Below are 15,562 nucleotides of genomic sequence, written 5' to 3'. Positions count from 1 at the left end.
TATGCCAAGTTATGCAAACCGATACATAAGTAGTTTAACCAGAGAAACGTATGCCCTAATTCTTGCCGGTGGACGTGGCTCACGTTTACATGAATTAACAGACTGGCGTGCTAAACCAGCAGTCTATTTTGGTGGTAAACACCGAATAATCGACTTTCCATTGTCGAATTGTATTAATTCAGGTATTCGTCGAGTTGGTATTGCTACTCAATATAAGTCGCACTCGTTAATTCGTCACGTAAACCGTGCATGGGGTCACTTTAAGAAAGAATTGGGTGAATCTGTAGAGATTTTACCTGCATCTCAGCGATATGGTGACGAGTGGTATTGCGGTACAGCTGATGCGGTATTTCAAAATATGGATATCATCCGTCATGAACTGCCTAAGTATGTCATGATCCTCTCTGGTGACCATGTATATTGTATGGACTACGGCGGTTTGTTGGCAAAACATGTTGAGACAGGTGCTGATATGACGGTTTGTTGTATTGAAGTACCTTGCGAAGAAGCTGCAGATACATTTGGTGTAATGACGGTTGATGAAAGCAATCGTGTCCGTCGTTTTGATGAAAAGCCTGCTGAGCCAACGTCTGTACCGGGTAAACAAGGAACCTGCTTAGCATCAATGGGTAACTATATTTTCAATACTGAGTTCTTATTTGAACAATTGAAAAAAGACGCAGAAACGGAAGGCTCAGGCCGTGATTTCGGTCACGATATCATCCCAGCTATCATCGAAGAGCATAACGTGTTTGCATATCCGTTTAGAGACTCTAACACAGATGGTCAACCATACTGGCGCGATGTGGGTACGCTTGATTCATTCTGGGAAGCTAACATGGAGCTGGTAATGCCAGAGCCTCAGCTTGATCTTTATGATCCAAAATGGCCAATCTGGACTTATCAGGAGCAGTTACCACCTGCTAAGTTTATTTTTGATGATGATGACAGACGTGGAATGGCTGTTGATTCAACAGTTTCGGGTGGCTGTATTATCTCTGGCTCTAAAGTTAAAAAGTCACTGCTGTTCTCGAATGTATATGTTCACTCATTCTGTGAAATTGAAGAGTCTGTGATTTTACCTGGTGCGAAAATACAGCGAAATTGCCGGATTAGGCGTGCTATTATTGACCGTAATTGTGAGATCCCAGCAGGCCTAGAAATTGGCTACGATCACAAAGCTGACAAAGAAAATGGCTTTAGAGTCTCGAAAAAAGGGATTGTGTTGGTAACTCGTGATATGTTGAATGAACTTGCAAAAAAGTTAAAACAACAAGAGCAAGATAATAAACGACTTGCTTAAGCAATCGCGTTAAATGAAAAAGGGAGGGCATGTCCCTCCCTTATTTATATTTGAATAATACCAATTCGCTTAATTAAGTATTATTGCTGATTGGTATAACAGTTTTATGGAGTACTGCAAAGCATGCATGTATTGATGGTAGCTGCAGAGAATGATGCATTACCGAATGCAAAAGTCGGTGGTGTAGCGGATGTTGTTAGAGATTGTCCTAAAGCGTTAGTAGAAAAAGGCCTTACTGTTGATGTGGTGATCCCTGATTATGGCTTTGATTATTTGGAGCGTCATCACATAGGTGTTGTGCATGTGCCATTTGCAGGTCAAATGCAAAAACTGGATGTGTGGAAGCTCGCTAAAAGTGATGAAGGTGTAACGCAACTGCTTATATCTCATTGGGAATTTAGTCGCCATAATGGTGCTGTTTATTGTAATGATGAACCAGGCCGCCCGTTTGCAACCGATGCAAGTAAGTTTGCTCTTTTCAACGCTGCAGTTTGCGAGGCTTTATTACAAGGGCTTATCCGCACGCCGGATGTTGTGCATTTACATGACTGGCACAGTGCCTGTGTTGCTCTATTACTAAAAACAGACAGCCGTTATAAAAAACTATCGCACTTATTTTTAGCTTACACAGTACATAACCTTGCATTGCAAGGGATACGTCCTTTTAAAGGCGATAGCTCAAGCCTAGAAGCCTGGTTCCCAAGTCTGGGTTATAACGGCGAACGGTTATGCGATCCGCGTTATTTTGATTGTTTTAACCCAATGCGCAGTGCAATTAATCTGGTGGATAAAGTACACCTTGTATCGCCAACTTATTGCCAAGAAGTATTGCGCCCAAGTGATGCAGAAAAAGGCTTCTTTGGTGGTGAGGGACTTGAAGCTGACCTACAAGCTGCTTATGAACAAGGCCGCGTAGTGGGCATTCTTAATGGTTGCGAATACCCTGGAATGAAGCTTGAAGACATTAGCTTAGCGAGCCTTTATCAACATGCCGAAAATGCGTTATTTCAATGGATGGCAAAAAGCCCGGTATTAGATTCAAGCTATTACATAGCGCATCAACGCTTACTTAAATTTAAAACTCAGCCTTTTTCTGGACCATTAGTAACCAGTGTGGGTCGCTTAACTGATCAAAAAGCACTGTTACTTCGCCAGCCTTATGATAAAGGACTGGTGTTAGATGAGCTGTGTCAGCGCTTAAAACAACATAACGGTTATATGATTATTTTAGGCTCAGGGAATGCTGAACTTGAGCAAATTATGACATCGGTTATGGCTCGCCAAGAAAACCTGCTATTTTTAAAAGGGTACGCACATTTTGTTGGCGAATATATGTATCACTTAGGCGATTTATTTTTAATGCCAAGTTCGTTTGAGCCATGTGGTATCAGTCAGATGTTAGCAATGCGAGCAGGTCAGCCATGTTTAGTCCACGGTGTTGGCGGTTTGCGTGATACGGTAGAGCATCATGTGAGTGGTTTTAGTTTTCAAGGTGAGAGCTTAGCATCACAAAGCTACGAACTTGTTACTAGTTTTAGCGATGCGCTTGAGCTTAAAAAATCACAACCAGAACAATGGTGTTCAATATGTGAACAGGCTAAAAGTGCCCGTTTTACGTGGCAATCCGTTGCAGAAGGCTATTTATCAGGCTTATATCAATAAAAAATGCGTGATTCATGGTAATTAAGTGACTTTTTTGTCAATTTCAGCTATTAATTACTTAGTGTGAGATAAAATATAAAAAGTAGGTAAAGTGGCTGTATTTGTTGCTAGGCAAGCGGTCTTTAATCGTCGTCAACAAGTTGTCGCCTATGAGCTACTATTTAGAGATAGTTTAAAAAATAGTTTTCCTGATGTGTCAGAGAGTACGGCAACGGCTCGGCTGATTATGGAAAACCAGCTCAATTTAGGTACCCGTCATATCACGTCGGGCAAAAAAGCATTAATTAATATAGGTCCAGAGTCTTTGAAGCTGGACCTTTGCGCGTTTTTGCCAACTCAAGATGTGGTGATTGAGTTACTCGAAACTATGGAACCTACCGACGAAAATTACGAATATTGTCGCGAGCTTTTTCACAACAACTACAAGTTGGCACTGGATGATTTTGTCTACCAACCTGAGTGGGATCGCTTTTTAAAACTTATTCGTCTTATCAAGTTTGATGTTCAGCAAACACCCTTTGAAGAAATTGCCCCTGTTGTAAATAAGCTTAAAAAACATAAAAAAATAAAGCTTTTGGCAGAAAAGCTTGAAACAGCCGATGATTACGACAAAGCTTATAAAATGGGCTTTGATTTTTTCCAAGGTTATTTCTTTGCTAAACCTAAAATGATTCAGCATCGCGATATTGATTACAACTACGCACTGGTATTATCAATTTATGCTGAAGTCATGCGCCCAGACCCAAATATAAGCGAAATTGCGGGCTTGTTCTCGTTAGATACCGCACTTGCTTATAAATTGCTGCGCTTAATTAATAGCGGCGTTTTTCCTATTAAAAGCAAAATTGGCTCTCTAAAACAAGCGCTTGTATATTTAGGCCATGAACGACTGAAAAAGTTTGTTAGCCTAATTATTACTGCCCACAGTGCCCAGTCAAAACCAGCCGAGCTTACTCGGCTTTGTGTTGTTAGAGCGCGCTTTTGCGAATTAATAGCGCAGCGTGTTGCTAAGCAACAAACTGGTGAGGCATTTTTAACGGGACTGTTTTCGTTGCTCGATGCCATATTAGATCAGCCAATGGAAAAGCTATTGGATCGATTGCCGTTTCCTGACGAAATTCATGCTGCTCTCATGCAAGAAAAAAATATCCTCTATTACATACTAGAAACCGTCAAAGCTTACGAAACTGGCAGTTGGTGGGCACTCGAACAGGCTGTTGCCTATCTAAGTATTGAAAGTGCTGACCTTCCCAAGATATACGAAAATGCGGTAAATTGGAGCGATAGCTGCAGACAAAACCTATAAGGGATTTATGCGCAATATAAATATGGATGTTTTACGGGGTATTGCAGTACTCGGCTTGATGTTTATGAATATCTACACTTTTGCCGTGTTCGAGTACGATTATACCCCAAGTGCTACACCACCATTTTCAGATTCACTAATTCACATTTTTAATACTGCTTTTATTGATGGGCGCTTTAGGAGCCTTTTTTGCTTGTTATTTGGTGCGTCTTTAGTTATTCAATGGCAGCTTTGGCAAGGCGTCGAGAAGCAACATAGGCGACTAAAAGTTTTGGCTTTTATAGGCCTTGCCCATGGTTTTTTATTGTGGGCTGGCGATATTTTGTTTATTTATTCTTGTGCAGGCTGGTTAACGCTTAAATTTAGCCAGCAAGATGACGAAAAAATACTGCGTATGGGCATGCTGTTTTTACTTCTTGGTGCCTTCATTTCATTTTTACTCTCCTTTATAGAGCCAGAGTTTAGCCCTGTAACGAGAAGCTCTGAGAGTTTTTTAATGGCATATGACGCGGCTTATTCTTCTTATTTTGCAGGGTTTGTCAGTAACTTTTTGATTTTTATAATAATGCTTATTGCTGTGCCACTCATCACAATGTGGATGGCTGCAGGGTTAATGCTGGTGGGTGTTTATTTATATAAACAAGGGGTATTTGTTCAAGGTTTAACACACTCTCAGCTTAAGTTGATTACTGCTGCAGCGATAAGTTTAACGGCTCTAAGGTTGATGATAGAGCCTGACCAAAGTGTATTCATGTACGCGGTTGCTGAACCAATTAATTGGCTGGCAGCTTTAGCTATGGCCATTTGTTATTGCCACATCATTGTGAAAATAGTTAAAAATTCCCCTAGTAACTGGTTGCTGTTACAGCAAGCCGGTCGCATGTCATTAACGCTATATCTAATGCAAACAGTGATTTTTATTCTGTTTTTTAAAGTCGCATACCCAACCGCAGCACTTAATTTTGATCGCATAGATTATTGGTTGGTCATTGCTGTTGTGCTTGTTTTTCAATTGTTTTTTTGTAAAGTGTATAGTCAGTATTTTACACATGGTCCGTGTGAATTAATTTGGCGAAAATTGTCTAGATAATTCCTCGTATACTACAATCAAAGAAAAACAAAGCGGAGTGGTAATGCGAGTTTGCTTGTTGGTTTTTACATTGCTTTGCTGTTCACCACTTTATGCTGGCGAGCAACTCTCTGTGCTGTTAGTTAACCCCTCAGTTAAAACTGATTTGTTTTGGCAAAAAGTGGCTAATGTGATGCAGGTTGCTGCCAAGCAAAATAATGTTTCTCTCACAACAATTTATGGCGGTGGAAACCGCCACATTCAATTAGCCGAACTCAAACAATACCTGCAATATAAGCCCAAACCTGATTACGCAATTTTAATCAATTACCCAGGTGGTGCAGAGCAGTCAATGAGCTTGCTTGAACAACATAAAGTGAATTTTATCACCCTTGAAGAAACGATTGTTGGCGTAGAGCGTGACGAAGTGGGTAAACCCCGTCAGCGCTTTAAGTATTGGTTAGGTGAAGTATTTCACGATAACTTCAAAGCGGGTGAGCAACTTGGCAAAGCCTTACTTGATGAGGCGGTAAATACAAAACAAACGCCTCACTTTGTTGCGATTAATGGTCATTATGGCACAGAGTCAGACACCCGTAGTGACGGCCTTGTTCATTATTTACGAAAACAAGATGTTGAGCTTGAGCAAGTTGTGTATGCCAGTTGGAATAAGCAAGAAGCCGAGAATAAAGTAAGCCGATTATTACAACGATACCCAGATACGAATGTGATTTGGTGTGCGTCTGATTTGATGGCGCAAGGTGCCCTAGAAGCAGTAAAAGTTAAAAAAGATAAAGCCTATTTCATTGGTGGCATTGATTGGCTTGATGATAATTTAGACTTAATAGAACAACAAAAACTCACAGCCAGTGTTGGCGGGCATTTTATGATGGGAGCATGGGCTTTAATTAGCGTGGTCGATCATCATAATGGCAACCCTTATTGGCAAAATCACGATGAGATTAAGTTTCAGCTTGGGGTGATCACAAAGCAAAATATTCAAAGTTACAGCTGGCTAAGAAACATCAAAGATTGGTCGGTTATCCCTTTTGAAACCTTCTTACTGCAAAACAGCAAAAGCACTGAGTACGCCTTCGATTTTGATACGCTACATAGTGTATTGAGCGAAAAGCCCAAAAACGCAGCACTACACTAAAAGTGTAGTCAAAGAGCCTAGATTCTACCTAGCTTGGTAAAGGCTTCTGGTATAAACTAGCGGCTTTAAAATCCAGACAGAAGTGTGCCATGACAGAGTTAAAGCGATTAAATAAATTTATCAGTGAAACAGGTTTTTGTTCACGCCGTGAGGCAGATAAATATATTGAAGAAGGTCGTGTTACTGTTAACGGCAGCTTGCCTGAAATGGGCGTAAAAGTTAGTGAAGCCGATGATGTACTTATAGATGGCAAACCTTTAAAAGCAAAGCCTAAGCTGGTTTATATTGCCTATAACAAACCTGTTGGTATTACATGTACGACTGAGCGAAAAATCCAAAGCAATATTGTTAAAGCCGTTAATTACCCAGAGCGTATTTTCCCAATCGGACGCTTGGATAGACCTTCAGAAGGCTTAATTTTCTTAACTAACGAAGGCGACATCGTTAATAAAATTCTTCGCGCTGGTAATAATCATGAAAAAGAATACGTAGTGACGGTTGATAAGCCACTTAATCGCCAGTTCGTGAATAAGATGGCAAACGGTATTCCTATCCTCGATACCGTTACTAAAAAGTGTAAAGTTAAACAAACCGGCCCGCAGCAATTTACCATTGTACTAACACAAGGCTTAAACCGCCAAATACGTCGTATGTGCGAATATTTAGGTTATGAAGTGGTGACACTAAAGCGCACACGAATTATGAACGTGACCCTAAAGGGTTTAAAAGTAGGGCAGTGGCGTCACTTAACCGAACAAGAAATGGCTGAGATCAATAACTCAATTGCCGACTCAGGTAAAACGGAAGAGCGTTCGATTGATGAAAACAAACAACCAACCCAAGCTCGTGCTAAACAAAAGCCACGCAATGAAGAAGAAAAAAAGCGCGACTTTTCTAAATACGTAAAAAAAGCACGCAGTGATGCCAAACAAGGTCAATCAAGAGCAAAGGCTGGCAATTCTCATTCATCAAAACCAAATCAAACGAAACGTAGCAGTACTAAGCGCACAGGTACATTAAGTCTGAAAAAGTAAAAATCGTAGACAATAATGAGTTTTTGATTATCTCTTACTATACTGTGATTATATACAGTTAGTGGGTGTAGTGATGAGTAAAATTAAAATCCTTGTCGATGATCGTGAACGACACAGTAATTTACTTGTTATTTTAGAACAAAATTGCAATGTAGAGTCACATATTACTCGTTTGAAAACAGGCGACTACTTAGTCGATGATTGGTTGTTAATAGAGAGAAAGCACATTTGTGATTTGGTCGAATCTTTAGTGTCTGGTCGCCTTTTTAGTCCGGCCTCACGCCTTCCTAAATCGGGTTATAAAACAGCTATTTTGATTGAAGGACAAGCCCATCAGATTGCAAGTTATAAAATTCATCGCCATGCTATTTTGGGTGCTCTAGTCACACTTACACTGGTTTATGGTATTTCTATTCTGCGTTCGTCAACAGCAGATGAATCTGTATCTTTGATGGTTTTTGCTGCTAATCAACATGCGAAATCTTTCAAAGAGCCTTTAGCACGTTATGGCCGTCGGCCAAAATCAAAAAAAGGAAAACAGCTCTTTATTTTACAAGGTCTACCAAATGTAGGTCCTGTACTTGCGAGGCGTTTACTTGCACATTTTGGGTCAGTTAAAAACGTTTTATGTGCTGACATAGAGCAGTTATCAGCAGTAAAAGGAATGGGTGATAGTAAAGCGAAAAAAATTGTTTCACTTATCTCTTAAACACTGGCAACTAATTACACTAGTTACATCCAAGTTTTAATTGATGCAGGGTGCAACCTTCCCCTTTTTGAGGGGCAATGGCATCATCTTCCAGAAGGTCCCCTGCTAGTTTAAATTCTTTTTTAGAGAGTTTTTTCTCGATAATATTGTTAAGTTTATGTTTGTTTACAATGAACAGCTCTTTTGTATTGTCATCTTCAAATAGTAATAGTGCTACTTCATTGTTTTTAACACTTGCTTCAATCAATTTGAGTCCATTCACAATCAAGTTAGGTCTAAAATAAAGAACAATCTGACTGTTTTGTGGAAAGTCGTAATGAGATTCAACAGTAGGGCTTGAAACAGAATCACACCCGAGCTCAAAATCGGGTGATTGTTGCCCTTCACAAATATCTGCTATTGGTATGCCTATTTCCCCAAAAATCCATCTTGAGTTAAATATCAATCCATTTTGTCCTTCAATTGCTAAAACAGCATCAGATAAACTTTCAACGGCAACGTGAAAAGCTACATTAGACTCATGCTGATAGTATGTATTTTCATTGGCGCTTAAAGTACCACTGAATATTGCAATCAATAAGTAAAAACCATTTCTAAACATCTTAATCCTTCAAGTATTAAATCAGCAGCAATAGGTTAGCACACAAGCTGATAGGTTAATCATTAAATAGACACTCACTTTATTTAAAACCACAACCAGAACATCAAAAATGGACACCCACTTTAAATAGACACCCACTTTAAAAGTAACTAAACACCCACCTGAAATAACAAAAATTTATGCTAGGCACAGGCGAGCTCGGCATTCGACTTTACCGAGAATAATAAATAAGTTAATAATCAATAGCTGACCAATTTTGCACGACTAATAAACTGGGTTATCAATGGCTACTTATCAGAATGCATTTATCTTTATTGCATCCCTATTGTTTGTTGGTTATGGGGTGTTGGGGTTATTAACGGATAAAATTCGTGTAGGTAGCCGAAGTTATACAGGGAGCATTACCACCATCTATAAGCACCAAAAACCAGTGCGTTTTTATTTTTGGTGTTGCTTATTTTTATTTGTTGGCTGTGGAGGATTTTATTACCTTTTAAAATAATAGGTAATAAAGAAAAAGCCCTAACAGTTTGCTGATAGGGCTTTTGGTTGAGAGTCAATCTGTATTAATTAGCGTGACGCTGTTTAGGTACTTTGATCTTAAACAGCATGGTATAAAGTACAGGCACAACAATCAGTGTTAGCACTGTCGCAAAACCAAGACCAAACATAATGGTTACCGCCATTGACTGGAAGAACACGTCAAAGAGCAGTGGGATCATGCCTAAGATAGTAGTAATTGCGGCCATCGCTACAGGGCGAACACGGCTTACACCAGAGTCAAACACTGCTTTGTAAGGGTCTTTGCCGCTATCGAGTTCAAGGTTAATTTGATCAACTAATACAATGCCGTTTTTGATGAGCATGCCACTTAAGCTCAGTAAGCCAAGCAGGGCCATAAAGCTAAATGCTGCATTCATTAGTAATAAACCAGCTGATACACCCACAATGGCTAGTGGCACTGTTGCCCAAATCACTAAAGGCTTTTTAACTGAATTGAACAGTAACACTGTGATTGCGAACATGGCTAAGTAACCAAGAGGTAATGAACCGAAAATAGCTTTTTGCGCATCTGTTGACGATTCATATTCGCCGCCCCATTGCAATTCATAACCACGTGGTAGTTCAATAGCTTCAATGTCTTTGCGAACACGTGCAAACAGCTTCGCTGGAGTTTCATCGCCAATGACATCGTGGTCGGCCATTACAGTGATGGTACGCTTACGATCACGTCGCATGATCAAGCTGTCTTCCCACTCAACAACAAAGTCATCAACCACTTGTGTCACCGGTACAAACACACCTAACACTGGGCTGTAAATTTGTAAGTCTCGCAGGCTTTCAACGTTTAAGCGCTCTTCAGCAGGTGAGCGAGCAATAATTGGCAGCATTTGTGTGCCGTCTTTATAAACGCCTACTTGTTTACCCGATAAGCTAGTCAACAGCAGTTGATCAAGGTCAGATTTGGCAATTCCTAAACGACGGGCTTTTTGCTCGTTAAATTGCGGACGAATTAACTTTGAGCGAGCACGCCAATCGTCACGAATATTAAATGCCCCCGCATCTTGATGCAGAATGTCTTTCGCCTCTTTTGCTAACTGGCGAAGTACCACAGGATCAGCACCAGAAAAACGCGCTTCAATTTTTGCATCTGTTGATGGGCCAATTTCCATACGTTTAACTTTAAGCTGAGCATCAAGTACATGTTCATGTTGGTAATCGCGTACTTTTTTGATCATGGTTGTAACAGCGTCGCGGTCTTTTACTCGAATAATCAATTGCCCATAAGCTGGGTATGATTTTTCAGGTGCGTAAGTCAGCATGAAACGCGGTGCACCTTGACCAACCGTTGTGGTTATTTCTTCAACTAATGGGTCGGCTTGTAAGAATTTTTCGAGCTTTGCAACACCATCCATAGTGGTATGAATATCTGCGCCTTGTGTATGCCAATAATCGACATAAAACATAGGAGTATTCGATGCAGGAAAGAACGACTGCTTGATAAATTTAAAGCCATAAACTGAGCTAACAAGCAGGATCACCATCAGCAGTAGCGTGGTTTTACGGTACCGCATTGCTGTATGTAACACGCCTTTATAAACATTAAAAATAACACCTTGATAAGGGTCTTCATCGTGATGCGGCTGTTTTTCAGTGGCTTGCTTAAACATTAAATCAGCGAAGAAAGGCGTTAAAGTAATAGCTGTGATCCAGCTTAGTAACAATGAAATAAACAACACCCAGAACAAGCTGCCAGCAAACTCACCACTGGCATCTGAACTCAAGCCAATCGGCGCAAAGGCAGTAATAGCAATAACCGTAGCCCCCAGTAATGGCCACTTGGTTTGATTAACAATATTAGTCGCCGCTTGCAGTTTTGTTTGTCCGCGCTTGAGGTTAATTAATATGCCTTCGGTTACGACAATGGCATTATCAACCAGCATCCCTAAGGCTATAATCAAGGCACCTAATGAGATCCGCTGTAAATCAATAGCAAACAACTTCATGAAAATGAAGGTACCTAGTACGGTCAGTAGGAGTATTACACCGATCAATACACCGCTCTTAAAGCCCATGAAGACTAAAAGCACGATAATAACAATAGCAACGGCTTCAAGTAGGCTGATAATAAAGCCACTTACTGACTTTTCTACTTCAGCAGGTTGGTTATAAACGCTGTTTATTTCCATACCATGTGGTCGTTGATATTCTAGTGACGCTAGGTGGGCATCAATATTTGCGCCTACATCAACAACGTTAACGCCTGTGCTAAATGACACGCCAACCAGTAATGCTTGCTGTTGGTTATAGCGAATAATATTGTTAGGGACTTCGGCGTACTCACGAAAAACGGTAGCAACATCACCTAAGTAAATAAGCTCATTTTCACCTGGCTTAGAAATAAGTAAGTTTTCGAGCTCTTTTACGTCTTTAAATTCACCGGTTGGGTGTAAGCGAATTGATTCATCGCCAACGCGGACTTTACCTGCGTTCGACACGCTATTTTGAGTTTGTAAAAGCTGATAAATACGATTAGGCGAAATACCTAATTGGGCAAGTTTGCGGGTTGAAATCTCAACCATGACTTGTGCTTGTTGCTCACCACCCACGGTTACTTTACTAACGCCATCAACTAAAACCAGTTCACGTTTTAAATAATCAACGTAATCTTTAAGCTCATCGTAAGAATAACCATCACCAGTGACTGCATACATCACTCCGTATACATCACCAAAGTCATCCATAATTTTACTAGGATAAACACCAGAGGGCATCGACGATGCTTGATCGTTAATTTTCCGACGCAACTCGTCCCATATTTGACGTAAGTCTTGTTTACGATAATTGCTTTTCATCTCGACGGTAATTTGCGATTTACCCGGTGATGAAATACTGGTTACGTAATCAACATACGGTAGCTGTTGAATTGCATTTTCAATAGGGAAGGTGACTTCTTCTTCAACCTGCTGTGGTGACGCGCCCGGATAAAGGGTGATCACCATGGCTTTTTTTAGGGTGAATTCAGGATCTTCTAGTTGTCCTAAGCCAAAGTAAGCGACGGTTCCACCAATCAGTAAAAACAGCGCGAACATCCAGCTAATGACTTTTCTTTCAATAGCAAGTGCTGCAAAGCTCATTATAAGCCTCGCTCTTTTTGCCATGGACGCACTTTCATGCCTTCTTCTAAAAAGTGCACGCCAGCAGCCACAACGATTTGGCCTTGTTTAATATCTGAAAGTACTTCAATGCCATCACGATGTAACTGGCCAACTTCAACAGCTTGCTTGTGCACTAAACCGGTGTTTTCGTCATACAGCCACACATAGCTGTTGTTGTTTTCAGACTCAGTAGGCTCAGAGAATACCGCCTCAACAGGCAGTAATGTATAAGGTGACTGTGAGCTAGTGATTTTGCTTAAATCTATATCAACGCGGCCAGTCATACCGGCAAGTAGGTTAAAGTCTTCTGGCACAGGCAATGAAAACACAACTTTATACGTTAAAGTAATTGGGTCGGCTTGGGTATCAAACTCTTTAACTGTTAATTGATATGACTTGTTTGGGTAACCATCAAATACAACTTCTGGTTGGTAATGTACGTCTTTATCGATACGTGCAATGAGCTTTTCAGGCACTTGAATAACCACATCCATTAGATCGCGAGTTTCAAGGCGAAGGATGTTTTGTTTTGCTTGAATATTTTCAAAGTTTTTCACAAATACCTTTGCCACAGTACCGGCGAACGGCGCGCGTAATTCACTATTATCAAGGTTGGTTTTGGCAATTTTTAGCGCTGACTCAGCAACCTGTTTATTGGCAAGGGCTTGGTCTAACTCAGATTGACTGGCAATAGAGCGGTTAAAAAGCTTTTGCACACGCTCAAGTTGAGACGCAGCAAGTTCAAAGCGTGCTTTACGTTCTTCGTACTGCAGTTGAAAATCTTCAGGATCCAGTTTTGCTAAAAGCTCTCCCTTTTCAACGTGTTGGCCCGCAAGTGCAGGGAACTCAAGTAACTCACCATTTACTCTAAAAGCGAGATAGGAACCTTGGTTAGCAACCACTTCAGCAGGAAAGCTGCGAATGCTTTGCTCTGAATTATTGCCAATATTAAAAAGTTTAACAGGACGTACTACCGGCTCTACTTCAACTTGCTGTGCTTGCTCTGAACATGCCGCAAGAAGCAATAACATGCTGCTCATTAACGCGGCGGTTGCCAATCTCATTGTCTTCTCCATAGATAAGAAAGCATAAATTTGCTGCAGGATACGCTGCAAAGATATAAAATAAAAATTATTAAATTTTAGAAACAGCATAAATTTTATTTATATAGTTTGCCATTAATGAATTTAAATCAATTAATCATTCTTGATGCTATTGTGCAAAGCACTAGTTTGAGCCAAGCTGCACTTAAATTGCATAAGACTCAACCAGCGCTCACGTTAGCTATTAAGAAGCTAGAATCAGAGCTAGGGTTTGAGTTACTAGACCGAAGCCAATACAGGTTACATTTAACTGAGAAGGGCCGTATTTTTTATCGTGAGGCCAAGCAATTACTTAATGCAAACAGTGAGTTAAGCTCACTTGCTAAAGAGCTGGCACTAGGTAATGAAGCCAATTATAAAATTTGTTACGAGCAACTTTGCCATCAAAACAGTTATAACCAAGTGATCAGCCAAACCTTCAAACGTTTTGCTAGTACTGAGTTTAGTATTTCTTCAGGTAAGCGCTTTGTATCTCTAGAGCAGGTTAATAGTCATCAGGCTGATTTGGGAATTGGCCCTTGGTTTGATTTGTTTCATGCAACAGGGGATCTCGAAAGTTTACCGATTGGTAAATTTGATATAGGTATAGTTAGCGCGCCTGATGTAGTGCCCATTGAAATCAGCTTTGCTGATATTCAAAACTATCCGTGTTTGGCCATGTTTGAAAGCGACTTGAGTTTTGACAGTGATAGGCTTTCTTATACGCTAGGCTCCGCATTAATGAAAATAGACGATATAACCAGTGTTAAGTCGTTCTTACTCTCTGGTGCGGGCTGGGCAATGATCAGTTTGCAACATTGCCAAGCGGAAATCGATGCTGGTTTATTACAACAAATTAAAATTATCGATCGTGAACACCAGTTTGGCGCAGAAATTCGTGTATTTAGACAGCACTCAGTTCATCATGGCCCTGTTGCAAGAGCTATTTGGCAGGATTTTAGCGAGGTCAGTAAACAGTATTTGGAGTCGAGTCGTGCAGCAGGCAACTAAAGAAGATTTAATTTATACCATTATTTGTGCCATTCCAGAGGGGAAAGTTGCCAGTTATGGGCAAGTAGCAAAGCTTGCGGGATACCCTAATAATTCAAGACTAGTGGGGCGGTTATTAAAAGTGATGCCCGAGGGCTCAAGCATTCCATGGCATCGGGTGGTTAATAGCCAAGGTAAAATATCGTTTCCAGAAGGTAGCAATAAACACCTTGAGCAACGACAAAAACTACTCAGTGAAGGTGTTACTTTTAATAAGGCTAAAATTAATATGCGCCTGCATCAATGGGACTAATACACATACAAACTAATTGATAAGTAGTGACAAACACAGCCAACTAGCACAAATACATGCCAAATTGCATGGCTGTAATGGCGGGTTTTAGCGCTGTAAAACACGGTGCCTAAACTGTAGGCAATCCCGCCAGCTAGCAGCCACCATAAAGCGCTTAAATCAAGGTTCAAATAAAGTGGATAAACAAGTGCTAATGCAAACCAGCCCATTAATAAATAGGTAGCGAGCGAGACTTTTTTATTCGTGTTTTTGACCAGTAATTTATATGCAACACCACCAAGCGCTAAAGACCAAATAAACACTAAAGCAGCAATTGCCCAAGCCCCAGATAACGAAATAACCAAATAAGGCGTGTAGGTACCTGCAATAAGCAAGTAAATCGCACAGTGGTCACATTTTTTATAAATGGCTCGTATACGCTCTCTGGTACTGGTGTGATATAAGGTCGAGGCTAAAAATAATACCAGTAGGCTTGAGCCATACACGATGGCACTTACCGTAGCTGACACAGCGTTAGATTGTGAAATTAAGTCCCACAGTACATATACCGCAAACAGTACTCCCATGCCGTGAGTAAGCACGTTAAGTTGTTCTTCTTGGCGTGAATAAGGGAGTTGCTCTGTCATATCTATCTACTAAAAATGAGTGAATAAAACAGTTTCAGTGTACAAGTGTGCG

At 40.5% G+C, this 15,562-nt stretch carries 14 protein-coding genes; 10 read left to right on the top strand and 4 right to left on the bottom strand.

The genetic code is table 11. The features are described 5' to 3' along the window. Position 1 precedes the first annotated feature (1 nt). From glgC to HUS62_RS14920, 7 genes are all read left to right on the top strand, one after another. Positions 2 to 1,303 (top strand): glucose-1-phosphate adenylyltransferase, encoded by a 1,302-nt coding sequence (gene glgC / locus HUS62_RS14950; RefSeq protein WP_175080157.1) that lies wholly within the window; start codon positions 2 to 4, stop codon positions 1,301 to 1,303. Between the two features lie 123 nt (positions 1,304 to 1,426). Continuing rightward, on the top strand, positions 1,427 to 2,965 hold the full coding sequence (locus tag HUS62_RS14945) for a glycogen synthase (protein WP_175080156.1): 1,539 nt from the start codon (positions 1,427 to 1,429) through the stop codon (positions 2,963 to 2,965). Between the two features lie 91 nt (positions 2,966 to 3,056). After that, positions 3,057 to 4,271, top strand: a complete 1,215-nt coding sequence (locus tag HUS62_RS14940) for an EAL and HDOD domain-containing protein (protein ID WP_054562379.1) — start codon at positions 3,057 to 3,059, stop codon at positions 4,269 to 4,271. A gap of 7 nt (positions 4,272 to 4,278) precedes the next feature. Beyond that, positions 4,279 to 5,361, top strand: coding sequence for a DUF418 domain-containing protein (locus tag HUS62_RS14935; protein ID WP_175080155.1), 1,083 nt, complete (start codon positions 4,279 to 4,281; stop codon positions 5,359 to 5,361). Positions 5,362 to 5,404: 43 nt separating this feature from the next. Further along, positions 5,405 to 6,496: an ABC transporter substrate-binding protein gene (locus HUS62_RS14930; RefSeq protein WP_175080154.1), complete on the top strand. Its 1,092-nt coding sequence runs from the start codon at positions 5,405 to 5,407 to the stop codon at positions 6,494 to 6,496. A gap of 89 nt (positions 6,497 to 6,585) precedes the next feature. Beyond that, positions 6,586 to 7,530 (top strand): 23S rRNA pseudouridine(2604) synthase RluF, encoded by a 945-nt coding sequence (rluF, locus tag HUS62_RS14925; protein ID WP_175080153.1) that lies wholly within the window; start codon positions 6,586 to 6,588, stop codon positions 7,528 to 7,530. Positions 7,531 to 7,603: 73 nt separating this feature from the next. Further along, the gene (locus HUS62_RS14920) at positions 7,604 to 8,239 is read left to right on the top strand and encodes an ERCC4 domain-containing protein (protein ID WP_175080152.1); all 636 of its coding nucleotides are present in this window, start codon (positions 7,604 to 7,606) and stop codon (positions 8,237 to 8,239) included. A 19-nt stretch (positions 8,240 to 8,258) separates the two neighbouring features. Here HUS62_RS14920 and HUS62_RS14915 read toward each other — a convergent pair whose 3' ends face one another. After that, entirely contained in the window at positions 8,259 to 8,840 is a 582-nt protein-coding gene (locus tag HUS62_RS14915; RefSeq protein ID WP_175080151.1) for a hypothetical protein, read from the bottom strand. Between the two features lie 283 nt (positions 8,841 to 9,123). On the opposite strand from HUS62_RS14915, the gene HUS62_RS22910 reads away from it, so the two are divergent. Next, entirely contained in the window at positions 9,124 to 9,342 is a 219-nt protein-coding gene (locus HUS62_RS22910; protein WP_220095042.1) for a hypothetical protein, read from the top strand. 64 nt (positions 9,343 to 9,406) lie between these two features. Here the strand turns inward: HUS62_RS22910 and HUS62_RS14910 are convergent, their stop codons facing one another. Further along, on the bottom strand, positions 9,407 to 12,478 hold the full coding sequence (locus tag HUS62_RS14910; protein WP_175080150.1) for an efflux RND transporter permease subunit: 3,072 nt from the start codon (positions 12,476 to 12,478) through the stop codon (positions 9,407 to 9,409). Then, complete coding sequence (locus tag HUS62_RS14905) at positions 12,478 to 13,563, bottom strand: efflux RND transporter periplasmic adaptor subunit (RefSeq protein WP_175080149.1); 1,086 nt, start codon at positions 13,561 to 13,563, stop codon at positions 12,478 to 12,480. The genes HUS62_RS14910 and HUS62_RS14905 overlap by 1 nt, the downstream gene beginning before the upstream one ends. Before the next feature lie 117 nt (positions 13,564 to 13,680). Here HUS62_RS14905 and HUS62_RS14900 point away from each other — a divergent pair, with 117 nt between their 5' ends. Continuing rightward, positions 13,681 to 14,592 (top strand): LysR family transcriptional regulator, encoded by a 912-nt coding sequence (locus tag HUS62_RS14900; RefSeq protein WP_175080148.1) that lies wholly within the window; start codon positions 13,681 to 13,683, stop codon positions 14,590 to 14,592. Further along, on the top strand, positions 14,576 to 14,884 hold the full coding sequence (locus HUS62_RS14895) for an MGMT family protein (RefSeq protein ID WP_054562368.1): 309 nt from the start codon (positions 14,576 to 14,578) through the stop codon (positions 14,882 to 14,884). Before HUS62_RS14900 ends, HUS62_RS14895 begins: the two co-directional genes overlap by 17 nt. Here HUS62_RS14895 and HUS62_RS14890 read toward each other — a convergent pair. Continuing rightward, positions 14,881 to 15,510 carry a hemolysin III family protein gene (locus tag HUS62_RS14890; RefSeq protein WP_175080146.1) on the bottom strand — a complete coding sequence of 210 codons (630 nt, stop codon included), beginning with the start codon at positions 15,508 to 15,510 and terminating at the stop codon, positions 14,881 to 14,883. The genes HUS62_RS14895 and HUS62_RS14890 overlap by 4 nt on opposite strands. Between the last annotated feature and the right edge of the window lie 52 nt (positions 15,511 to 15,562).

Source organism: Pseudoalteromonas sp. 0303 (assembly GCF_013349995.1).
In the GTDB taxonomy this organism is placed as follows: Bacteria; Pseudomonadota; Gammaproteobacteria; order Enterobacterales; family Alteromonadaceae; genus Pseudoalteromonas.
The sequence above is the reverse complement of the archived record's forward strand: the minus strand, read 5'-3'. Positions and strand labels throughout refer to the sequence as shown.

Excerpts from the sequence above, each read along its gene's own strand:
- glgC (WP_175080157.1), top strand. The coding sequence starts at position 2 with ATGCCAAGTTATGCAAACCGATACATAAGTAGTTTAACCAGAGAAACG.
- HUS62_RS14945 (WP_175080156.1), top strand. The coding sequence starts at position 1,427 with ATGCATGTATTGATGGTAGCTGCAGAGAATGATGCATTACCGAATGCA.
- HUS62_RS14935 (WP_175080155.1), top strand. The coding sequence starts at position 4,279 with ATGCGCAATATAAATATGGATGTTTTACGGGGTATTGCAGTACTCGGC.
- HUS62_RS14930 (WP_175080154.1), top strand. The coding sequence starts at position 5,405 with ATGCGAGTTTGCTTGTTGGTTTTTACATTGCTTTGCTGTTCACCACTT.
- rluF (WP_175080153.1), top strand. The coding sequence starts at position 6,586 with ATGACAGAGTTAAAGCGATTAAATAAATTTATCAGTGAAACAGGTTTT.
- HUS62_RS14920 (WP_175080152.1), top strand. The coding sequence starts at position 7,604 with ATGAGTAAAATTAAAATCCTTGTCGATGATCGTGAACGACACAGTAAT.
- HUS62_RS14915 (WP_175080151.1), bottom strand. The coding sequence starts at position 8,840 with ATGTTTAGAAATGGTTTTTACTTATTGATTGCAATATTCAGTGGTACT.
- HUS62_RS22910 (WP_220095042.1), top strand. The coding sequence starts at position 9,124 with ATGGCTACTTATCAGAATGCATTTATCTTTATTGCATCCCTATTGTTT.
- HUS62_RS14910 (WP_175080150.1), bottom strand. The coding sequence starts at position 12,478 with ATGAGCTTTGCAGCACTTGCTATTGAAAGAAAAGTCATTAGCTGGATG.
- HUS62_RS14905 (WP_175080149.1), bottom strand. The coding sequence starts at position 13,563 with ATGAGATTGGCAACCGCCGCGTTAATGAGCAGCATGTTATTGCTTCTT.
- HUS62_RS14900 (WP_175080148.1), top strand. The coding sequence starts at position 13,681 with ATGAATTTAAATCAATTAATCATTCTTGATGCTATTGTGCAAAGCACT.
- HUS62_RS14890 (WP_175080146.1), bottom strand. The coding sequence starts at position 15,510 with ATGACAGAGCAACTCCCTTATTCACGCCAAGAAGAACAACTTAACGTG.